Annotated in this window: 16 protein-coding genes; 4 read left to right on the top strand and 12 right to left on the bottom strand. The window is 42.2% G+C overall.

Annotated elements, in window-relative coordinates:
- Positions 1-128 precede the first annotated feature (128 nt).
- The 8 genes from I2C87_RS01345 to ccpA form a co-directional block, all read right to left on the bottom strand.
- Positions 129-491 (bottom strand): YbaN family protein, encoded by a 363-nt coding sequence (locus I2C87_RS01345; RefSeq protein WP_006596984.1) that lies wholly within the window; start codon positions 489-491, stop codon positions 129-131.
- An 85-nt stretch (positions 492-576) separates the two neighbouring features.
- Positions 577-1,386 (bottom strand): MBL fold metallo-hydrolase, encoded by an 810-nt coding sequence (locus tag I2C87_RS01340; protein ID WP_048689535.1) that lies wholly within the window; start codon positions 1,384-1,386, stop codon positions 577-579.
- Positions 1,387-1,394: 8 nt separating this feature from the next.
- Positions 1,395-2,741 carry a cell wall metabolism sensor histidine kinase VicK gene (vicK, locus tag I2C87_RS01335; RefSeq protein ID WP_048689538.1) on the bottom strand — a complete coding sequence of 449 codons (1,347 nt, stop codon included), beginning with the start codon at positions 2,739-2,741 and terminating at the stop codon, positions 1,395-1,397.
- Positions 2,734-3,435, bottom strand: coding sequence for a response regulator YycF (gene yycF, locus I2C87_RS01330; protein ID WP_048689541.1), 702 nt, complete (start codon positions 3,433-3,435; stop codon positions 2,734-2,736). Before yycF ends, vicK begins: the two co-directional genes overlap by 8 nt.
- Positions 3,436-3,665: 230 nt before the next feature.
- Positions 3,666-5,609, bottom strand: a complete 1,944-nt coding sequence (gene thrS / locus I2C87_RS01325; protein WP_048689544.1) for a threonine--tRNA ligase — start codon at positions 5,607-5,609, stop codon at positions 3,666-3,668.
- A 383-nt stretch (positions 5,610-5,992) separates the two neighbouring features.
- On the bottom strand, positions 5,993-7,315 hold the full coding sequence (locus I2C87_RS01320; RefSeq protein WP_048689547.1) for a glycosyltransferase family 4 protein: 1,323 nt from the start codon (positions 7,313-7,315) through the stop codon (positions 5,993-5,995).
- 1 nt (position 7,316) lies between these two features.
- A complete protein-coding gene (locus I2C87_RS01315; protein WP_006597024.1) occupies positions 7,317-8,315 on the bottom strand; it encodes a glycosyltransferase family 4 protein in 999 nt (332 codons plus the stop codon).
- Positions 8,316-8,410: 95 nt separating this feature from the next.
- On the bottom strand, positions 8,411-9,415 hold the full coding sequence (ccpA, locus tag I2C87_RS01310; RefSeq protein ID WP_006595886.1) for a catabolite control protein A: 1,005 nt from the start codon (positions 9,413-9,415) through the stop codon (positions 8,411-8,413).
- A 160-nt stretch (positions 9,416-9,575) separates the two neighbouring features.
- Here ccpA and I2C87_RS01305 point away from each other — a divergent pair, with 160 nt between their 5' ends.
- Complete coding sequence (locus I2C87_RS01305; RefSeq protein WP_048689552.1) at positions 9,576-10,658, top strand: M24 family metallopeptidase; 1,083 nt, start codon at positions 9,576-9,578, stop codon at positions 10,656-10,658.
- A gap of 24 nt (positions 10,659-10,682) precedes the next feature.
- Positions 10,683-11,021: a hypothetical protein gene (locus I2C87_RS01300; protein ID WP_048689555.1), complete on the top strand. Its 339-nt coding sequence runs from the start codon at positions 10,683-10,685 to the stop codon at positions 11,019-11,021.
- A gap of 97 nt (positions 11,022-11,118) precedes the next feature.
- On the opposite strand, the gene I2C87_RS01295 is transcribed toward I2C87_RS01300, so the two are convergent.
- The 4 genes from I2C87_RS01295 to I2C87_RS01280 form a co-directional block, all read right to left on the bottom strand.
- Positions 11,119-11,568, bottom strand: coding sequence for an Rrf2 family transcriptional regulator (locus I2C87_RS01295; RefSeq protein WP_023023935.1), 450 nt, complete (start codon positions 11,566-11,568; stop codon positions 11,119-11,121).
- 143 nt (positions 11,569-11,711) lie between these two features.
- Positions 11,712-12,554: a metallophosphoesterase family protein gene (locus tag I2C87_RS01290; protein WP_048689558.1), complete on the bottom strand. Its 843-nt coding sequence runs from the start codon at positions 12,552-12,554 to the stop codon at positions 11,712-11,714.
- A gap of 68 nt (positions 12,555-12,622) precedes the next feature.
- Entirely contained in the window at positions 12,623-15,340 is a 2,718-nt protein-coding gene (locus I2C87_RS01285) for an FtsX-like permease family protein (protein ID WP_048689561.1), read from the bottom strand.
- Between the two features lie 11 nt (positions 15,341-15,351).
- Positions 15,352-16,053 carry an ABC transporter ATP-binding protein gene (locus I2C87_RS01280; RefSeq protein WP_006597027.1) on the bottom strand — a complete coding sequence of 234 codons (702 nt, stop codon included), beginning with the start codon at positions 16,051-16,053 and terminating at the stop codon, positions 15,352-15,354.
- Positions 16,054-16,596: 543 nt separating this feature from the next.
- Here I2C87_RS01280 and I2C87_RS01275 point away from each other — a divergent pair.
- Together I2C87_RS01275 and nt5e are read left to right on the top strand one after the other, a co-directional pair.
- The gene (locus I2C87_RS01275) at positions 16,597-17,157 is read left to right on the top strand and encodes a TetR/AcrR family transcriptional regulator (RefSeq protein WP_048689565.1); all 561 of its coding nucleotides are present in this window, start codon (positions 16,597-16,599) and stop codon (positions 17,155-17,157) included.
- Between the two features lie 166 nt (positions 17,158-17,323).
- A complete protein-coding gene (gene nt5e / locus I2C87_RS01270) occupies positions 17,324-19,525 on the top strand; it encodes a cell surface ecto-5'-nucleotidase Nt5e (protein ID WP_195323712.1) in 2,202 nt (733 codons plus the stop codon).
- Positions 19,526-19,804 lie beyond the last annotated feature (279 nt).

The following is a 19,804-nucleotide window of genomic DNA, read 5'->3' as shown; positions in this document are numbered from 1 at the left end:
ATCTGGATTGAATCCTGTGACCTATTCCGTCCAAAAGATACACCCCTCTATTATACCAAAAAAGAGTGCGTCTCGCACTCCTTTCCCTTGTTTTCAAGATAGGATTTAGGACCTATTCTGTCCTTATATCATTCTTCTTTATCCGGAATCACTTTGAACAAATAATAACTGATAAAAATAGTTAATCCCAGTAGACCTAATTTTACAAACCAGAGTGGTGCCAGGTAAATGGAAATCCCCATCAAAAGATAAATTTGTAGAATAATTCTTTTTTTCCGCTTTTTTGAGATCGACTTGGTTTCCCGATAATCCGCTACATAAGTTTGGTACAACTTGGTCCCATGCAACCATTTTTCAAAGCGTTGAGAACTCTTGGCAAAACAAGCCATAGCTAATAAAAGAAACGGGGTCGTTGGTAAAATAGGTAATGGAATCCCAATAATCCCTAATCCTAAGGAAATAAACCCTACTGTTATATACACATATTTCAAACTAACTGCTCCTATCCTTTCCACTCATTTCAAGCCTACACTACTGACCTAAAAAGGAGATGAGCTCATCTCCTTTTTTAATCATCTAGATATCTACTAATGGAGTCGCTGTATCTGGAGATGTATCCAAGACGTCAAAATCATGCCCCACTGCTAGATCTGCTCGAGCCAGTTGATTAACCATGGTCATATGGGCCAATTCCTTGATATTGTTTTCCTTGGATAAGTGGCCCAGATAAATCTTTTTGGTCTTATTGCCTAGGGTCCGAATCATGGCATCTGCGCCATCTTCATTAGAGAGGTGACCCAAATCGGATAAGATCCGTTGCTTTAATCGCCAAGCATAAGAGCCTGCCCGTAGGATTTCTACATCGTGGTTGGACTCGATCAAATAGCCATCTGCATTTTCAACAATCCCTGCCATTCGATCACTGACATAACCTGTATCCGTCAGCATGACAAAACTCTTCCCATCTTTCATGAACCGGTAGAACTGGGGAGCCGCAGCATCATGGCTGACACCAAAACTTTCCACATCCAAATCCCCGAAGGTTAAGGTCTTGCCCATTTCAAATAAATGTTTCTGGGAGTCATCGACCTTCCCAAGGTACTTGCTTCCCTCCATGGCCTTCCAGGTAGCTTCATTGGCGTATAGGTCCATCCCGTATTTACGAGCTAGCACACCAACGCCATGAATGTGATCCGAATGTTCATGTGTGATTAAAATAGCATCAAGATCTTCGGGTTTGCGATCAATCTCTGCAAGCAAACCTGTAATTTTCTTCCCGGACAAGCCTGCATCTACTAGAATTTTCTTCTTAGGAGTCTCTAAGTAAAACGAATTGCCACTCGATCCTGAAGCTAAAATACTATACTTAAACCCTTTTTCATCCATTAGTTTTCTTATTCATCCTCATTATCCCATCCATCATCCAGGATAGCATCTTTATCATATGGTAGGACAATCGTGAAAGTAGAACCTTTTCCATATTCACTCTTGGCCCAGATAAATCCTTTGTGTTGCTTGATAATTTCCTTGGCAATGGCCAGTCCTAAACCAGTCCCACCTTGGGCGCGACTACGTGCCTTATCCACGCGATAAAAGCGGTCAAAAATTCGTGGCAGGTCCTTTTTAGGAATCCCTAAGCCCTCATCCGAAATAGAGATAATCAACTGGGCATCTGTTGTTTTCATCCCCACACGAATTTCCCCACCATCTGGGGAATATTTGATAGCGTTATTTAAGATATTGTCTAAGACCTGTGTCATCTTGTCTGTATCAATTTCAACCCAGACAGGAGAAATTGGATAATCACGAACAATATCATATTTCTTCTCGCCAGCCTGGTTCTTCATCTTATCAAAGCGGTTCAAAATGAAGGTGATGAAGGCTGTAAAGTTGGTCAATTCAACATCCAATTGACTGGTTTCATTATCGATCCGTGAAAGACTTAATAGATCCGTCACCATCCGCATCATCCGGTTGGTCTCTGTCAAAGATACTTTGACAAATTCCGGTGCAACTGGCTCCGTAATGGCTCCGTCATCCAAGGCTTCCAAGTAAGATTTAACACTGGTCAGTGGTGTTCGGAGTTCATGACTAACGTTGGATACGAATAAACGACGTTCCCGCTCTTCCTTGTCCTGTTCGGTTGTGTCATGCAAGACGGCAACCAGACCAGAAATAAAACCAGACTCTCTCCGAATCAAAGCGAAGCGAACCCGTAAAGAGATGTACTCCCCATTTTCATCCTGCGAATCGATAGTCAATTCTGGAACATTGGTAATCAAGTCACGCAGTTCATACTCTTCACTAATGCCAAGCAGATCTAGAATACTGATGTTCATGACCTCTTCTACCACAACATTGAGTTGTTTAGCAGCCATTTCATTAACCAAGATAATCTGCCCCCGACGATTGGTCGCTAAGACCCCATCTGTCATATAGGAAAGAATACTGGTCAAGCGCTTGGTTTCCTGTTCCAAATTTTCATGCGTCAATCGAATCACTTCAGATAAATCATTGATATTGTTGGAAATCTCTGTTAATTCAGGACCCCCTTGTAAATCAATGATATCCGAATACTCTCCAGCAATCAAACTCTTAATTTTATCATTCAACAAGCGTAGCTTCATGTTATCCCGACGATTTTCTAGGATCAGTAAGGCTACCACGATAATGAATCCAAGAGTGATTAAAATAAAAACAAAATTATAAGAGGTCATGACTTCTTTGATGTGATTAATCATTATTTCTCATATAGTAACCGACACCACGGCGCGTTAAAATATACTCTGGACGGCCAGGAATATCTTCGATTTTTTCACGCAAACGTCGAATCGTTACGTCCACTGTCCGAACATCACCAAAATAATCGTAGCCCCAGACTGTTTCCAGCAAATGCTCACGAGTCATGACTTGGCCTACATGGGTTGCCAAGTGATAGAGCAACTCAAATTCGCGATGGGTCAACTCAAGCTCTTTGCCCTTTTTCTGAGCAAGGAAGGCATCCGGAATGATTTTCAAATCCCCAATCACAATCTCTGAATCTGATGTAGACTCTGTTTGTGATTCTACCGTTAGTTCTGTCCGACGCAATAAAGCTTTTACGCGAGCTTGAAGCTCACGATTTGAGAATGGCTTGGTCACATAGTCATCCGCCCCAATTTCAAGACCGATAACTTTATCAAATTCGGTATCTTTGGCAGAAAGAACAATAATCGGCACATTACTAGTCTTCCGAATGGTACGCGCCACTTCCAAGCCGTCAATTTCAGGAAGCATGAGGTCCAAAATCAAAATATCTGGGTTCTCAGCTTCGAAAACAGCCAGTGCTTCTTTCCCATCGAAGGCAGTCAAGACTTCATAGCCTTCTTTGGCCATATTGAATTTTATAATATCCGAAATCGGCTTTTCATCATCTACAACAAGAATTTTCTTCATACATGTACCTACTTCTATTTTTTCTTTGCTTCTTCAAATCTCTGTCCTTTCATTATAGCAAATTTCTTTGAAAAATGGGAGTTATACTTTGATTTGTAAAGAAAGAGAAAGAAAAAGGTTATGCAATGGAAAAAATAATTATCACAACATAGGGGTCACTAAAACAGCGCTTGAATAGTTATTTTCAATCCACAAAAAAAAGCTAGGTTAAAGCCTAGCTTTTCTATCTGTTAGTTTGCTACACGAGATTTATTGGCAATATCTGCAAGAATCAATTCTACAAATGCATCTACTGGCATTGTTTCTGTTTCTTTTTGTCCATAACGGCGAACGTTTACGGCTTTCTCTTCCATTTCCTTGTCACCAACGATCAATTGGTAAGGAATTTTTTGAGTTTGAGAAGCCCGGATCTTGAACTGCATTTTTTCATTGCGCTCATCCACATCTGCACGAACCCCACGGTCACGAAGTTTCTTAGCTACTTCCCAAGCGTAGTCCACATGTTTTTCGTTAGAAACTGGAATAAGAGTTACTTGGTGTGGTGCCAGCCATGTTGGGAAGGCACCCTTGTAGTTTTCGATCAGGATCGCTGTGAAGCGTTCCATCGTTGAGATAACACCACGGTGGATCATCACTGGACGGTGTTCTTCCCCATCCGCTCCGATGTATTTAAGGTCGAAGCGTTCTGGAAGCAAGAAGTCAAGCTGGATAGTAGAAAGAGTTTCTTCTTTACCAAGGGCAGTCTTCACCTGAATATCCAATTTTGGTCCGTAGAAGGCTGCTTCCCCTTCTGCTTCAAAGTAGTCCACGCCCATTTCATCAAGAGCAGCACGAAGCATGGTTTGGGCATTTTCCCACATCTCATCGTTATCAAAGTATTTGTGAGTATCTTGAGGGTCACGAAGAGAGAGGCGGAAGCGGTATTCGTTTAGGTTGAAGTCCCCATATACATCAATAATCAACTGAAGGGCACGTTGGAATTCTTCTTGGATTTGTTCTGGAGTCACAAAGAGGTGACCGTCGTTAAGAGACATCTCACGCACCCGTTGGAGACCAGTCAAAGCACCAGATTTTTCATAGCGGTGCATCATTCCGATTTCAGCGATACGGATTGGCAATTCACGGTATGAGTGAACATGGTGTTTGAAGACTTGGATGTGGTGTGGGCAGTTCATTGGACGAAGGACAAATTCTTCACCGTCTCCCATATCCATAGTTGGGAACATATCTTCTTGGTAATGATCCCAGTGACCAGAAGTCTTGTAAAGTTCTACAGAAGCAAGTGGTGGAGTGTAAACGTGTTGGTAGCCAGAAGCCAATTCTTTGTCGACGATGTAGCGTTCCAACTCACGACGGATAGTAGCCCCGTTTGGCAACCAGAATGGAAGACCTTGACCAACCTCTTGAGAAATCATGAAGAGGTCAAGCTCTTTACCAAGTTTACGGTGGTCACGTTCTTTGGCTTCTTCACGCATTTGAAGGTAGTTCTTCAAGTCTTTCTTGTCGAACCAAGCTGTACCGTAAATCCGTTGCATCATAGCATTGTCGCTATTACCACGCCAGTAAGCACCAGCTACATTGAGAAGGTGGAAGATTTGAATGCGACCTGTTGATGGCACGTGTGGGCCACGGCAAAGGTCAACGTACTCACCTTGACGGTAGATGGTCAAACCACCTTCGTCTTCTGAGTGCTCTTCAATCAATTCCAATTTGTAGGGATCGTTTTTGAAGATTTCACGCGCTTCGTCTTTAGACACTTCTTCACGGATTGATGGGAAGTTTTCTTTAACGATTTTTTGCATTTCTTCTTCGATGCGAGGAAGGTCTTCGTTAGAGATTTGACCAGCTTCATTGTCAGTATCGTAGTAGAAACCATCTTCGATCGCTGGACCTACACCCAAATGAATGTCTGGGAAGAGGCGACGAGCGGCTTGGGCAAACAAGTGTGCTGCTGAGTGGCGCAAGATTGGAAGAGCATCTTCGTGATCAGGTGTCACGATTTCGATGCTTCCATCTTCAGTGATAGCACGAGTAGTGTCGATGAGTTTGCCGTTAAATTTACCAGCAAGGGCTTTTTTAGCCAAAGAATTGCTGATGGATTGAGCAATTTCAAAAGTTGTCACGCCAGATTCGAATTCACGAACAGCGCCATCTGGGAAAGTAATCTTAATCATAATCTTCTCCTTATAAATTTTTAAATATCTTAGTTATAGTGAAACTCTTTTTGATTTCTTCATCAAAAAAACAAAAAAGCGACCTCCTCGAAAGGACGTCGCAACGTGGTTCCACCTTCATTTATGTTCCTCAAAAAAGAGGAACACCTCTGATTGGCTCTAACGTGGCCACCGTTTTATGTTTGCATAAAAAGTTCACCGAGTAGTCCCAAACCTATCCTCTACGCGATTTCCAGCCCCACGCGCTCTCTTTTAGATTTCCTAGATTTGATATGTCTCTGACTAGTATTATAGCACGATTGAAATATTTTGCAAGAGGAAAAAGCTTCCTATCCCCTATGCCAGGAGCCTTACTTTAGGCCCCCTAGCTTTTGAGATGAACTCTAATCCAATAACTTGGTAATGTTGCGAATCTTTTTCACCTGTTTAAAGGAACCCTTCATGATTCTCACAGACCCATTCACAGGCATAGCGATAACTTTTTTTGGAATTTTCACAATAGACTTGGTCACCCGTTTGGTACGGCTTTCCTCAGGATGACGTTCATTATAAAAATCTTTCGAAATAATGGCATCCAGATAGAACTCATAGACCCTGCGACCAAAATTTGTCGAAGAAATTTCATAAAGCTTCTCCTCCCACTTAGCCTCATCTTTTTCTGGTGTGGCTAAGGTCGCTTCTAAAATAGCTGCTGCCAAATCTTCTTCCTGGTCATACAAGATTCCGAACATCCGATCATTGATTACATTATCTAAGTAAGGATTACTTTGAGCAATTAGGGGGGTCCCACTAGCGATACTCTCTAAATAGGTCAAGCCTTGCGTCTCACTAGTCGAAGCTGAAATGAAGAAATCTGCCGCCTTATAGTAAAGAGCTGTTTCGTTTGGTGGAATCATTCCTGTGAAGACGACCGCATCTGACACACCAAGCTTGGTCGCTTGTTTTTTTAAATCATCTAGATAAGGCCCATCTCCAGCCACAATCAATTTAATATGCGCATTTTCTTCTAACACTTTAGGCAAGGCCGCAATAACGGCTTGGATATTTTTCTCGTAAGAAACCCGTGACAAGCTCAAGAGCATGATTTCACCCTCTTGAATGCCTAATTTTTCACGAAGGGCTTGCGTCTCCACTTGTGTGATTTCAGGTCGTTCAAACTTCGCCAGCTCAATTCCTGTCGGAATAATCCGTTTTTCAGCCTTGACCTTATAGTTCAGCAAGAGGTCATAGACAATCTCACTCGGGCAGATGACCCCATCCAAGTCATTCATATAACCACGAACAATATATTTGACCATACTTGGTCGGATAACCATCCCCTTGGCAATATAACGCACATAATCTTCATACTGGGTATGATAGGTATGAATTACTGGAATCCGAAGCTCCTTAGCAATCCAAACCCCGAGTAGTCCTAAAGAAAACTCTGTCTGTGTATGGATCATATCCAGTTTGTATTGTTTGGCAATGGCCAAAGCCTTGGTAAAGCCGCGATAAGCAATCCGCCGATCCTTAAAAGCAAAGAAAGGGATACTTGGAATGCGGATAATTTGCCAGTCCTCATAGCGGTTGACATCCTTATCCGTCGTCGTAAAGATAAAAACAGTATGTCCCAACTTCTCCAATTCTGTTTTAAGGGTTCGAATACTGGTCGCAACCCCCGATACCTGCGGAAAATAAGTATCTGTAAATAATCCAATACGCATATTACATCTCCAATACTTGCTGATAGGCTTTCACTAGTTGATCCGCTACCAAATCAATTGAGCGACTTTGAGCTACTCGATCCCCTGCATCGCGCTTGTCCACTTGACCAGACAAGACTTTTTCAAGAGAGTCCACAAACTCATCCACTGAATGACACAATTCTGCCGACTCTTGGTCCACCCAACCATGATAAACTGGAATATCCCGGAGGACGACATGCTGGTGACCCGCTAAGGCCTCTAGGACAACAATCCCTTCCGTTTCCTCATAAGATGGGAAGAAGAAGGCATCCGCACCTGTCATAGCACCTTGGAACACAGCTCCCTTAAAATAGCCAGGGAATTCAACATTGCTCGGATGATCTTTCTCGACCAGACGACGAATAGCCCGAGGGATTAACCATTTATTAATCGACCCCAACCAAATAAAGCGGACATCTGGCATCCGACGAGCCACTTCTACAAAGTCTTCAATCCCTTTTCGTCTAAAGTAGAGACCCGCACATAAAACGACCTTCTCTCCTTCTTGGATATTAAAGTGCTTCCGAAAAACCTCTTCTTTTTTGGGATCTTTTTTATATTTAGACAAATCAATCCCATTAGAAACAGCGACAATTGGAGTCTTGACCCCGTAGGACTGAATCAGTTGTTTCGAATACTCTGAAGGGGTAATAATAAAATCGGCTTTTTTATACATATGAGCCAAATATTTGCCAAATAAGGGAGCAAACAAATTGGACCCAATAAATGAATTTTGGAAATCTTCCCGTGTGGAATGTCCATGCATAATGACCTTTTTCCCTCGACGTTTGGCAGCATGCAATAGCAACAAACTCCGAGGACCATAAGTATTAATATGAACCACATCGTAGTCCCCTAAAATATCTGTGGTGTAGGGGATTCCAGCCAAATCCAAGGCATGCATCTGGTGTTGGAGAGCTCGACCGATCCCCGATTTTTGTAAAACGGATTTTCCTTCTAAATACAGTAATACTTTCATACCCTCTATTATACCTAATTTAGCAGACCCCTTCAAGTTTTACCGGAGATTCATGCAGAGACAAGAAAAAAGGAAGCCTTGGCTTCCTTTGATTTTTACTTCTTCGTAGTCCCACGATGATTGATGGTATGGGCAAGAAGAACTTCTCTTTCTTCCAATTCTTCCTTATGCATAATTTTTGTCAGCATCCGCATACTGATAGCCCCCAAATCATAAAGTGGTTGGCCAACAGTTGAAAGATTTGGACGAGTGTAGCGTGTAATTTGTGAATCATCACTGGTAATCAACTCAAAATCTTCCGGTACGTTCACACCTTGATCAGCTAGACCATTAAGCAAACCTGCTGCCAATTCATCCCCAGTTACAAAGGCTGCTGTTGCTTTAGATGCAATGATGCGTTCAGCCAAGTTATAGCCTTCTTCATAGCGGTACTTAGACTCAAAGACCAAGCCTTCACTGTAAGACAATTTTTTTGCTTTCAAAGCATCTTTGTAGCCAGCCAAGCGAATCTTACCGTTGATATCATCTACTAATGGTCCACTTACAAAAGCAATCTTTTTATTTCGTTTAGCCAATAGTGTAACCGCGTCTACTGTCGCTTGCTTGTAATCGATATTGACACTTGGCAATTGATGTTCGACATCAACTGTCCCAGCAAGGACCACCGGTGTCCGAGAACGAGAGAATTCTGAACGAATCTTTTCTGTCAAGTGATAACCCATGAAGATAATCCCATCGACCTGTTTTGAGAAAAGAGTATTGACAACAGAAACTTCTTTATCATCGTCTTCATCGCTGTTGGCAAGGACGATGTTGTACTTGTACATTTCAGCAATGTCATCGATTCCCTTTGCCAGAGTAGAGAAATAACTATTGGTAATATTTGGAATCACAACACCTACCGTTGTGGTTTTCTTACTCGCAAGTCCACGAGCTACTGCATTCGGACGATAGTCCAAACGTTCAATGACTTCCAATACTTTTTTACGAGTATTTTCCTTAACGTTCTTATTTCCGTTCACGACACGGCTAACAGTCGCCATTGAGACACCCGCCTCTCGGGCAACGTCGTAAATGGTTACAGTATCGTCTGTATTCATATTACTTCCTTTCTTTATTGAAAATTTCGTTTTCAGTCTTCTATAACAACTATTTTATCACTTATTGTAAACACTTTCAAGCATTTTAACATCTTTTTGCAAACTCTTGATTTTTTAGGGAAAATCTGACAAAATATTATCAATAGAAAGAAGGTAGCTTATGTCTAAATTAGATCAAATTGTAGCATTTCTTGAAACCGAAAAAACGGATGTTGCTGTTGTATCCGATCCTGTCACCATCAATTACCTAACTGGATTTTACAGTGATCCTCACGAGCGTCAGCTCTTCTTGTTCGTTTATCCAGACCATGAACCGCTTCTTTTTGTCCCTGCTCTTGAGGTAGAACGGGCGACTGCAGTTGTGGATTTCCAAGTGGTAGGGTATGTGGATTCTGAAAATCCTTGGGAAAAAATCAAAGGGGCTAGCGCTAATCCAGAAGCCAAAACGGTCGCTTTGGAATTTGATAATTTGATTTTGACCAAGTACCATGGACTTCGTTCAGTCTTTGAACAAGCAACATTTACCAATCTCAGCCCTCGGATTAACCGGATGCGCTTGATCAAATCTGCTGATGAGATCCAAAAAATGTTAGTTGCTGGTCAATATGCAGATAAGGCTGTCAATATGGGATTTGACGCCATTTCTCTGGATAAAACTGAGACGGATATCGTCGCAGAAATCGACTTTGGCATCAAACGCTTGGGCTATGAAATGAGCTTTGAAACTATGGTCTTGACTGGTAACAATGCAGCCAACCCTCATGGCATCCCAGGAAGCAACAAAATTGAAAAAGATGCTCTTCTTCTCTTCGACTTGGGCTGTATGGTGAATGGCTATGCTTCAGATATGACGCGAACAGTCGCGGTTGGAAAACCAGATGATTTCAAAAAAGAAATCTACCACTTGACTTTAGAAGCTCAGCAGGCTGCCCTAGATATGATCAAACCGGGTGTAACGGCGCATGAAGTAGACCGTGCTGCCCGAAGCGTCATTGAAAAAGCAGGTTACGGCGAATACTTCAACCACCGCCTCGGACACGGTATCGGAATGGATGTGCATGAATTCCCTTCTATCATGGAAGGAAATGACATGGTCATCGAAGAAGGCATGTGCTTCTCAGTCGAACCAGGCATCTACATCCCTGGAAAAGTCGGAGTTCGGATTGAAGACTGTGGCTATGTCACAAAAGATGGCTTTGGCCTCTTTACCGAAACCAGCAAAGACTTGCTCTATTTTGATTAAGTTAGAAACTAAGGAGATTGTTGTATGATTGTTTGGCGTGGTAAAGGCTTGCTCGTTCCCCTTGCTCTTATGATTGGAGGAGCTTTGGCGAATATGATTTATTCCTTCCTGCATCTTAATGTAAATAAGAGTACAGATAGTATCATCTTAGGATGTATGTTGGGGATTCTTGCTGCAGCAGTCAATTATTTGCTAACAAAGAAATTTGTTTCCGATCAAGTTCGGTATCTGATTGATGAGGAAACAGGGCAACGCATTGCTTTCCGCGATCGTTCTTCCTTCATGTTCATTCCTAATCGTTACTGGACATGGATTTTTGCAATTGGATTTATTCTAGTCAGCTTCGTAGCCCTAGTGAAGTAAAGCTAGAAGGAGTGTTGCTATTTTACTCAATGAACACAAAAAGCCTTTCAGTCTATACTGAAAGGCTTTTTTATTTCAAGTTTCTTACAGACTCAAATCAAGAAACGGTTGCTAGCTCCATCTGTTTCTTGGTTTGCTCCACCACTTCTTTGAGGCTGGTCTGAGCCATTTCCTTTTCCATGGCCAATTGAATCTTTTCCAGCTTCCCATCTAGGACGCCATGGATGCTATTTCCAATCGGACAAGCTGGATTTGGATGCTCGTGGAAACCAAATAATTGACCAGTCTTCCCAAGGCATTCAACCGCCTGGTAGATATCTAACAAACTAATAGCTTCCAATTCTTTGGCCATCTCGGCCCCACCTGTTCCACGCGCTACATGGATCAAGCCTGCCTTTTTTAATTGAGACAAGGTCTTTCGAATAATGACAGGGTTCACCCCAACACTGCCAGCAATCATATCACTGGTCACCTTGGTGCAATCTCCTTTTAAAGCAATCATGACTAATACATGGGTTCCAATGGTGAAACGACTTGAAATTTGCATGGATACTCCTCTCTTCCATCTAGATAGGGATGTCTTAAACTGGATCTAAAGCCATCAGTAACTAGACACATTTACTCTTCAGACGTTAAAATTCTTTCTTTTAGTCTATTATACCCTTATTTGTTGTAATGTCAACTGTTACACTAATTGAAAAAGTCTCTCAACCATGCGTCTACTTCTACATTGTGTCCCTCTCGCTGGGCTATTTCATGTAGAAGCTCATGATTATGGGTATGGTGGATCCCATTGACTAAACTTTCATAGTAAACTTGGAAGTAAGGGAGTTTCAGATCCTTAGCGAGCTGGAGTTCTTTCTCAATGTCATAGGACACCCGCCGAAAGTCAACATCTTTCAAACCCGATTCATCAAACTCTAGAATAGCATACATGGCCCGGAGATCCTTTCGAAGATTGGCTTGCAAAAAGAAGGGTTGGCCGATGGAACCTGGATTCAAGATGAGCTCTCCACCACTTCCATATCGGAAAAACTGTTGGTGGATATGACCATAGACTGCTAGATCACAAGGGGGATTGGTTACGAGGCGATCAAAATCTTTCTGGTCTCCTATATGGATCAATTCGCGTCCCCAGTTTTTGTCTGGCAGATGATGGGTAATGCCCACTCTTAAGCCGGAAACTTCCCGATGCACTTGCATGGGCAGACTTTGCATGGCCTCTATCTCTTCTGGACGAATTTCTTCTAAGATATACTGACAATGGCGCATCAAATAACGGTGACTAGCCCTTGATGGATCCAGCATCCCCTTCATCGCTCGCCACAAGCTATCTTCCCAATTTCCTAAAATCTGTACGGTAATGGGCAATTCTTCAAGTAGGTTCAAAAGATGTCGTCTACCAGTTCCCGGCATAAGGACATCCCCTAATAACCAGTATTCTTCTACACCTGCCCGCTTGGCATCTCCAAGCACAGCCTCTAAAGCAGTTGTATTCCCATGTATATCCGAAAGCAAAGCAATTTTTGTCATGTCTCTTCTCCTTCTTTCATTATACCAAAGCTCTAAAAAACTTCCACCCTAGGGTAGAAGTTTCTTTTTTATTCAACAGATTTCAAAGCCTCCAGCATGTCTACCTTACGAAGATGATGATTGACCAAGATTCCTAAGCTAGCTAGGATCAGAATGACGCAAGCGATAGGATAAAGATAGACACCAAGGGCCACCCGCGGATAAAAGAGAATGGCATCTGGGGCGATCATGGCAATCAAGAAGCGATGGAGATAAAAGCCTCCTAGCAAACCCAATCCTATCCCTACAAGAGACAAGAGGATAGTTTCTCGATAAATATAAAGGGTGACTTCTTGATGATGGAAGCCGAGGACCTTAATGGTGGATAACTCACGGATTCGTTCTGCCACATTGATATTGGTCAAATTATACAAAATAACCATCGCTAGCAAAATAGATACCAAAACTAAAATCATCATGGTCTTATTCAATGATTGGGCTACAGAACTGAAGAGAGAAATCAAGGAAGTATTTTGCGTAACAGCAAGCACCGCCCCTTCTTCCATCATGTCCCGACTGACCTTCTGGACCAACTGCTGAGAAGAAGACTGTAATCGGACCAAATAGGCATTCTTCTTAACACTTCTTCCATAGGTTTTCTGATAGGTCGCTTGATTCATATAGACAAAATGGCCAACATAATTTTCGGTAATCGCAGCCACCCTAATCGTATGGCCATCTATCCGCAAGTCATCTCCAACGCCCACCTTGGCCAGCTGCGCTAATTTGCTGGTAATTACCGCCCCATTGGATAGGTCGAGTCTTCCCCCTTCTGAGCGGAGACTGATAAAAGGTTCCAAGCTGTCTTTAGAGGACACCATTAAGGTCATGCTTTGTTTTCCACGTCCGGAAGGATAAGAAGCCTCCACTTGTTTTGTAAAAATGGCTTCTGTCTCTTTTATATCTGCTTGCTTCAAGCGCTTCTTCAAGGATTCTTCCTCTTCGTCTGTCAGGCTGGATTTGGTCGAGAGAATCATATCGTACTTGAGGATTTCCCCAAACTGGCGTTGGGGTACTCCACCGACTGAGGATTGAATCCCCAAGCCCGCAAAAAGAAGAGCAACCGAACCAGCAACACCAAATATGGTCATCACCATCCGCTGTTTATAGCGAAAAATATTTCTAGCGGTCACCTTTTGGGTGAAACTCAGACGTTTCCACAAAAACGGTAGCCGTTCGAGCAAAATACTGGATCCGGAAACTGGCGGTTTTGGAAGGAGGAGGTTACTGGCTTCTTCCTTCAACTCTCTCTTAGCGACTAGATAAGCTGGAAAGACGCTAGAAAGAAGGGAGAGCCCCAAGGCTAATAAGCTATAGGACCCATAAAAATACTGTTGACTAGTTCCTACGACCATCCCCTGCGTAATAATTTGCGAAATGGTTCCAGATAAAACATAATGACCGAGAAGAGTTCCGATGCCTGTCCCAACTGTTCCAGCAACCAAGCCATACAAGAGAAACTTTGCTAAGATATCTTTCGTTCGATAGCCCAAGGCCTTGAACAAGCCCGCATGGCTCCGTTCTTCATCAACAAAACGAGTCATGGTCGTAAACGTGACCATGGCAGCGACTGCGTAGAGTACCACAGGAAATAGATTGCCTACGGCGGAGATACTGGCACTGGCATTACTATACATGAGGTAACCCTGGCCACCTGGAATGGTTTTTCGATCATAGACATGATAGTTTGGTTGCTCTATATTTTTCAGATCTTCCTTGGCCTTTTCCAGGTCCTTCTGTTTAGTTGCTAGTTCCGATTCACCTGTCTGAATGTTGACCAATTGCTGATCTAGTTGCTTTTGAGCTTCTGCCAACTCGAGTCGCCTTGTTTCTAGTTCTTCCTTGGGCAAGAGTGTAGACAGTTGATTCAGTTTATTGGATTGCTCCGTCAATTGTGTCTGTGCTTGACCTGCCTTTTCGCGTGCGTCTGCTAACTGTTTGTTGGCAGCATCAAGTTCTTCTTGCCCTTTTTGGATTTTTTGTTTCCCATCAGCCTGTAGCTTTCGATAGCGCTCCTGACCATTTCCAGCTAAGAGTTCTTCCAGGTCCTTTTGATGGGAGGCCAGACGATCTTGATAGCTGGTTGAGAATGGATTGAACCCCCTCAAATCATCAAACCGAATCCGAGCAAGGCTATAAACAGGACTAGTAAAGGCTTCTTTTGAGAGGACACCATAGGCATCCAAAGAACCACTCCCACTCCTAGCTTGGCCCAAGTCTTTTTCGGACCACATCTCAGCAGACTTTACAAAGCCAACAATTCGATAGTTTTTTGTCTTTAAAACAGATGGACTTCCAGCTTTTTCATGTATCCTTAGCTGATCCCCAATCTGGTAACGATCTTTCCAAAACGCTGCTAGAGCGACCTCATCTTCCTTCTGCGGAAGCCGCCCTGCAGCCAGCTGAAAGCGTGAGATGGTTTCTGGAGTGGAAAAAAGTCGAACAGCTTCGTCCTTTCCGTCAATCGTCACATCTGTCAGGTAGGAAAACTCCAAGCTGGCCCCCGTCAATCCTTGTAGCTCTTCTTGGTCAGTCTTATCCAAACCAAGATCTCCCATGACAGCGAGGTCCAGCATCTCTTGTTGGTCTATAAAGCGCTGGGCAGTCCGATGCATATTTGGGGTCGTTACTTTTAAACCGACCAGGGCTAAGCTACCCAGCATCATCAGCGTTAAAATGGACAAAAAGCGCCCTTTGGAACTGGTAAAGGAATGACATAGATCTTTCCAATATACTTTTCGCTTCATGAACAACCTCCCTAATACTCTAGGCTATCGATATCTAGTGGAGTGTTATGGATGGTCACCGATTTTACTTGAGCATCATGCATCTGAATGACACGATCGGCTATTGGCGCTAAAGAAGCATTATGAGTGACGATAATCACTGTTGCCCCTTTTTTACGAGACATGTCCTGAAGAATCTTTAAAACCTGTTTACCGGTTTGGTAGTCTAAAGCCCCTGTTGGTTCATCACAAAGGAGAATCTTAGGGTTCTTAGCCACTGCGCGCGCAATGGCTACCCGTTGTTGTTCCCCACCAGATAGCTGGGCTGGAAAGTTGTTCAAACGCTCACCCAATCCAACCTCTCTCAAGACTTGTTCAGGATCTAAGGCATCAGAAACAATTTCAGAAGCCAGCTCAACATTTTCCTTGGCTGTCAAATTAGGGATGAGATTATAAAACTGGAAGACAAAGCCAACATCATTTCTGCGATAATCCGTTCGTTGGTGCGAGGAGAAGCTTGAGATGGCTTTCCCATCCACTAAAACCTCCCCTTCATCATTGGTATCCATACCTCCCAAAATATTGAGGACTGTTGATTTTCCTGCGCCTGATGCCCCCAAAATGATGACCAATTCGCCTTTCTCAATTTCAAAAGTAACATCTTTATTGGCAATGATGTCAGTTTCTCCTGACGGATAGCGTTTATAACTATGTTTCATCTCAATATAAGCCATATCTTTTCTCCCACTTAAACACAAGTTCCTATCTTTATTATAGTCCTTTTTTACCGGAAGACCAAGAACAATCAATCCCTTAAAACGACTAAAAAACAAGAAATTTGTGAGGGATGCATTTCCTCTATTTTATGAATAAAGCTATCCAAGAAACTAATACTTTTCTATGCAAAAATAGACAAGGAAAAAGCTTGATCTTATCTAGTTCCTGATATAGAAATCTTCAAGCATCATCTGCCCTCCTCTCTTTAGTTTGTGATATAATAACAAATAAGTATGAATTGTTATGATCGTTTAAATAACTGATATTTCAAGTTTTTCTTTCATTTTTATATAATAGCCCCTTTGAAAGTAGATCTGGGAAAAAATTTTATAATCCTTCCAAAATGGCTTTTATAGTATAAGAATAAGACCTGATTTCAAGCCATTTAGACTTATAGAATGATACTAAAATTTTATTCTGTTGATGAATAAATTTGATTTCTGTATAATATGATGATTAGTGAACAACATTTATACAAAATACATGATAAAGGAGGAACTATGACCCGAAAAAAGAGAAAAACGAATTCTAAAAATGCTATCCGAAGCGCCCTATCACGCCTGCTTCTTGAACAATCACTTGAAAGTCTTACAATTAGCCAACTAACAAAGGAAGCCGGCATTAATCGAGGTACCTTTTACCTCCATTATGTAGACAAACAAGATATGTTCAACCAGCTAAAATCTGAACTTTTAGGCGAGTTGGGAGAACTTTTCGCTACAAGCACCGTCAATCGAGCAAATTTTCTTGCCTCACTTCAATATATTCAAGATAATTATGACTTTATCTATGCCTTGATGCAGATGGATTACCAAGAGTTTCATTTTCTAATGAAAAATTTCACCCTGCAACTTCTTGACGATACTCCACACGCCAAAGACCACTTGGTTAATAAATTCCAAGTTCCTTATAAGTATGCTGTTGAGATCTTTGCAGCTACGATTGAAGCCGTAATCACAAAATGGTTGTCAACTGGTGCAAAAGAAGAGCCGATTGAAATCGCGACAGTCGTATTAAGTGTAACTGACTTTACCACTTGGAACCACCCCATAACAGAATAAGAAAATGAGAAAACGAAAGTTTTCTTTTTTTTATGGATAAGAGCAACTAGCTGGAACCTAAACGCTCTCACAAGATTATTTGCCCAACTATCAGAAAACGTTTTCCTTTTCTTTCCTTTTTAGCTATAATATTTAGTATGGAAAAAAATAGAAATGAGGACCGTTTATGAAAAAGAAGAAACTTCTTTTACCGATCTTATTGCTTGCTCCTGCCTTCCTAGCTTCTCAGGTAGCTGCAGATGAGCAAACAGCTCCAGAAACTAACCTTGAAGTAGCTGCTGCTTCCACAAATGCTACAGATGCTGCTACTCCTGCTTCAACAGAAGCTAATACAGCTACTTCAGAAGGCGCTACAGAGAGCTCAGCTGACTTGCCTGAAGCAAATATCATTCATACCAACGATGTCCATGGTCGGATCGTCGAAGAAAAGGGTGTGATTGGTGATGCTAAATTAGCCGCAGTCATCGATGAAGAACGGGCGAAAAATCCATCTACTTTGGTCGTAGATGCTGGAGATGCCTTCCAAGGGCTACCGATTTCAAATAGTTCAAAAGGGGAAGAACGAGCTAAAATTTTGAACGAAATTGGCTACGATGCTATGGCAGTCGGAAACCATGAGTTCGATTTTGGTTTGGATGAGGCTAAGAAATACAAAGAAATCTTGAACTTCCCACTTCTCAGCTCCAACACCTACATCAACGGTGCTCGTTTATTTGAGGCTTCCACCATTGTCGATAAAGATAAGAATGTCGTTGGGGATGAGTTTGTCGTCATCGGGGTGACAACGCCTGAAACAGCCACTAAAACTCACCCTAAGAATGTCCAAGGTGTTACCTTTACAGATCCTATTTCAGAAGTAAACAAGGTCATCGATGAAATTGAAGCACGCGCTACTGCAGAAGGCAAGACTTACAAAAACTATGTTGTCCTTGCTCACTTGGGAGTAGATACGACTACACCAATCGAATGGCGAGGATCTACCTTAGCTGAAGAACTTTCTAAAAACTCAAAACTGAAAGGAAAACGCGTCACCGTTATTGATGGGCATTCCCATACTGTTCAATCAACCACATACGGAGATAATGTCACCTATAACCAAACCGGTAGCTACCTGAACAATATCGGTAAAATTACTTACCAAGCCAACCAATTGCTTGGTAACCCTCAACAAATTTCAGCAGCTTCAACCAAAAATGTCGTGCCAAATGCCAAAGTAGCTGCCATGGTCCAAAAAATCAAGGAACAGTACGATGCTGAGAATGCAAAAATAGTTCGTGACAATAGTCCGGTAGAACTAAATGGTCAACGGGAAAATGTCCGTGTCCGCGAGACCAACCTTGGAAATGTTGTAGCGGATGCCCTCTACGAATATGGACAAACTGGCTTTAGTCACAAGACTGACCTTGCTGTAACCAACGGTGGTGGCTTGCGCGAAACCATTGCAAAAGATAAGCCAATCACCAAAGGAAACGTTATTGCTGTTCTCCCATTTGGGAATACCATCTCTCAAATTAAAGTAACTGGTCAGAATATTGCCGATATGTTTGCTAAATCTCTTGGCTCTATTTTACAAGAAAAAGATGGCAAAACTGTTCTTGACGAAAACGGTCAACCCCTTCTTGAACCAAGCGGTGGCTTCCTCCAAGTATCTGGAGCGAAAGTTTATTACGATACAACCCTACCAGCTGAAAAGCGCGTCCTCTATATCGAAATTAAAAACCCAGAAACTGGTCAATATGAACCGCTCAACCTTGCTAAAGATTACTACTTGACTACCAATGACTTCTTAGCAGCAGGTGGAGATGGCTACACCATGTTAGGTGGAGCTCGTGAGGAAGGTCCTTCCATGGACGTTGCCTTTGCAGATTACCTTGCTAAGGCAGATCTCACAGCATATGCAACCATCAATCCAAATTCTCGTACCATTTCTATTTCTGCTAACAAAGATACCGATGGAGATGGTGTGGCAGATATTGAGGAAATCAAACAAGGAACAGATCCTGCTAATCCAAAGTCCTACCCAGGAAGCAATAACCAACCAGTTATCCCATCTACCGGTAAAAATGCTCAACCAACTAATCCATCTACCGGTAAAATGGATCAAACATATATTCCAGCTCTAGTTGGTACGAATTCTCCTAATCAACTAGCTAGCCAAACAAAGAATACTTTTACATCTGCTAAGGACGATACACAGATCAAGGCCAACAACCATCACTTGTCAGTGACAGTCGCTAAAACATTCACAGCGGGCTCTGCTACCCTACCAGAAACAGGAACTTCCGACTCTCCTGCTATCTACATGATCGCTCTGTTGACATCCATCCTAGCCTTCTTTGGTCTTAAGAAAAAAGAAGAAAGCAAATAGAATCTAGAAAAAAGCTTAGAAACAAAAGTTTCTAAGCTTTTAGAAAGTAGACAAACTATTTTAAAGTAAAATAAGTTAAGCGATTCTGCAAAGAAATAAAAATGAGTTCCAATTTTTAAATCGATTCAAAAAAAACCAAAACTTTCCGCCGTGAGAAAAGTGCCTGAAACAATTGTGTTTCAGGCACTCGGTAGTTTTGAGACCTTAGGCTCAAAACTAAGTCATGGAACTTCGTAGAAGTTCGCTGACGTCCGTACTCACCTAAGGAAAGTTTTTTAG

Origin of the sequence: Streptococcus sp. 1001283B150225_161107_H12 (assembly GCF_015552665.1) — a bacterium.
GTDB lineage: Bacteria > Bacillota > Bacilli > Lactobacillales > Streptococcaceae > Streptococcus.
This window is presented reverse-complemented; position numbering and strand designations above follow the sequence as displayed.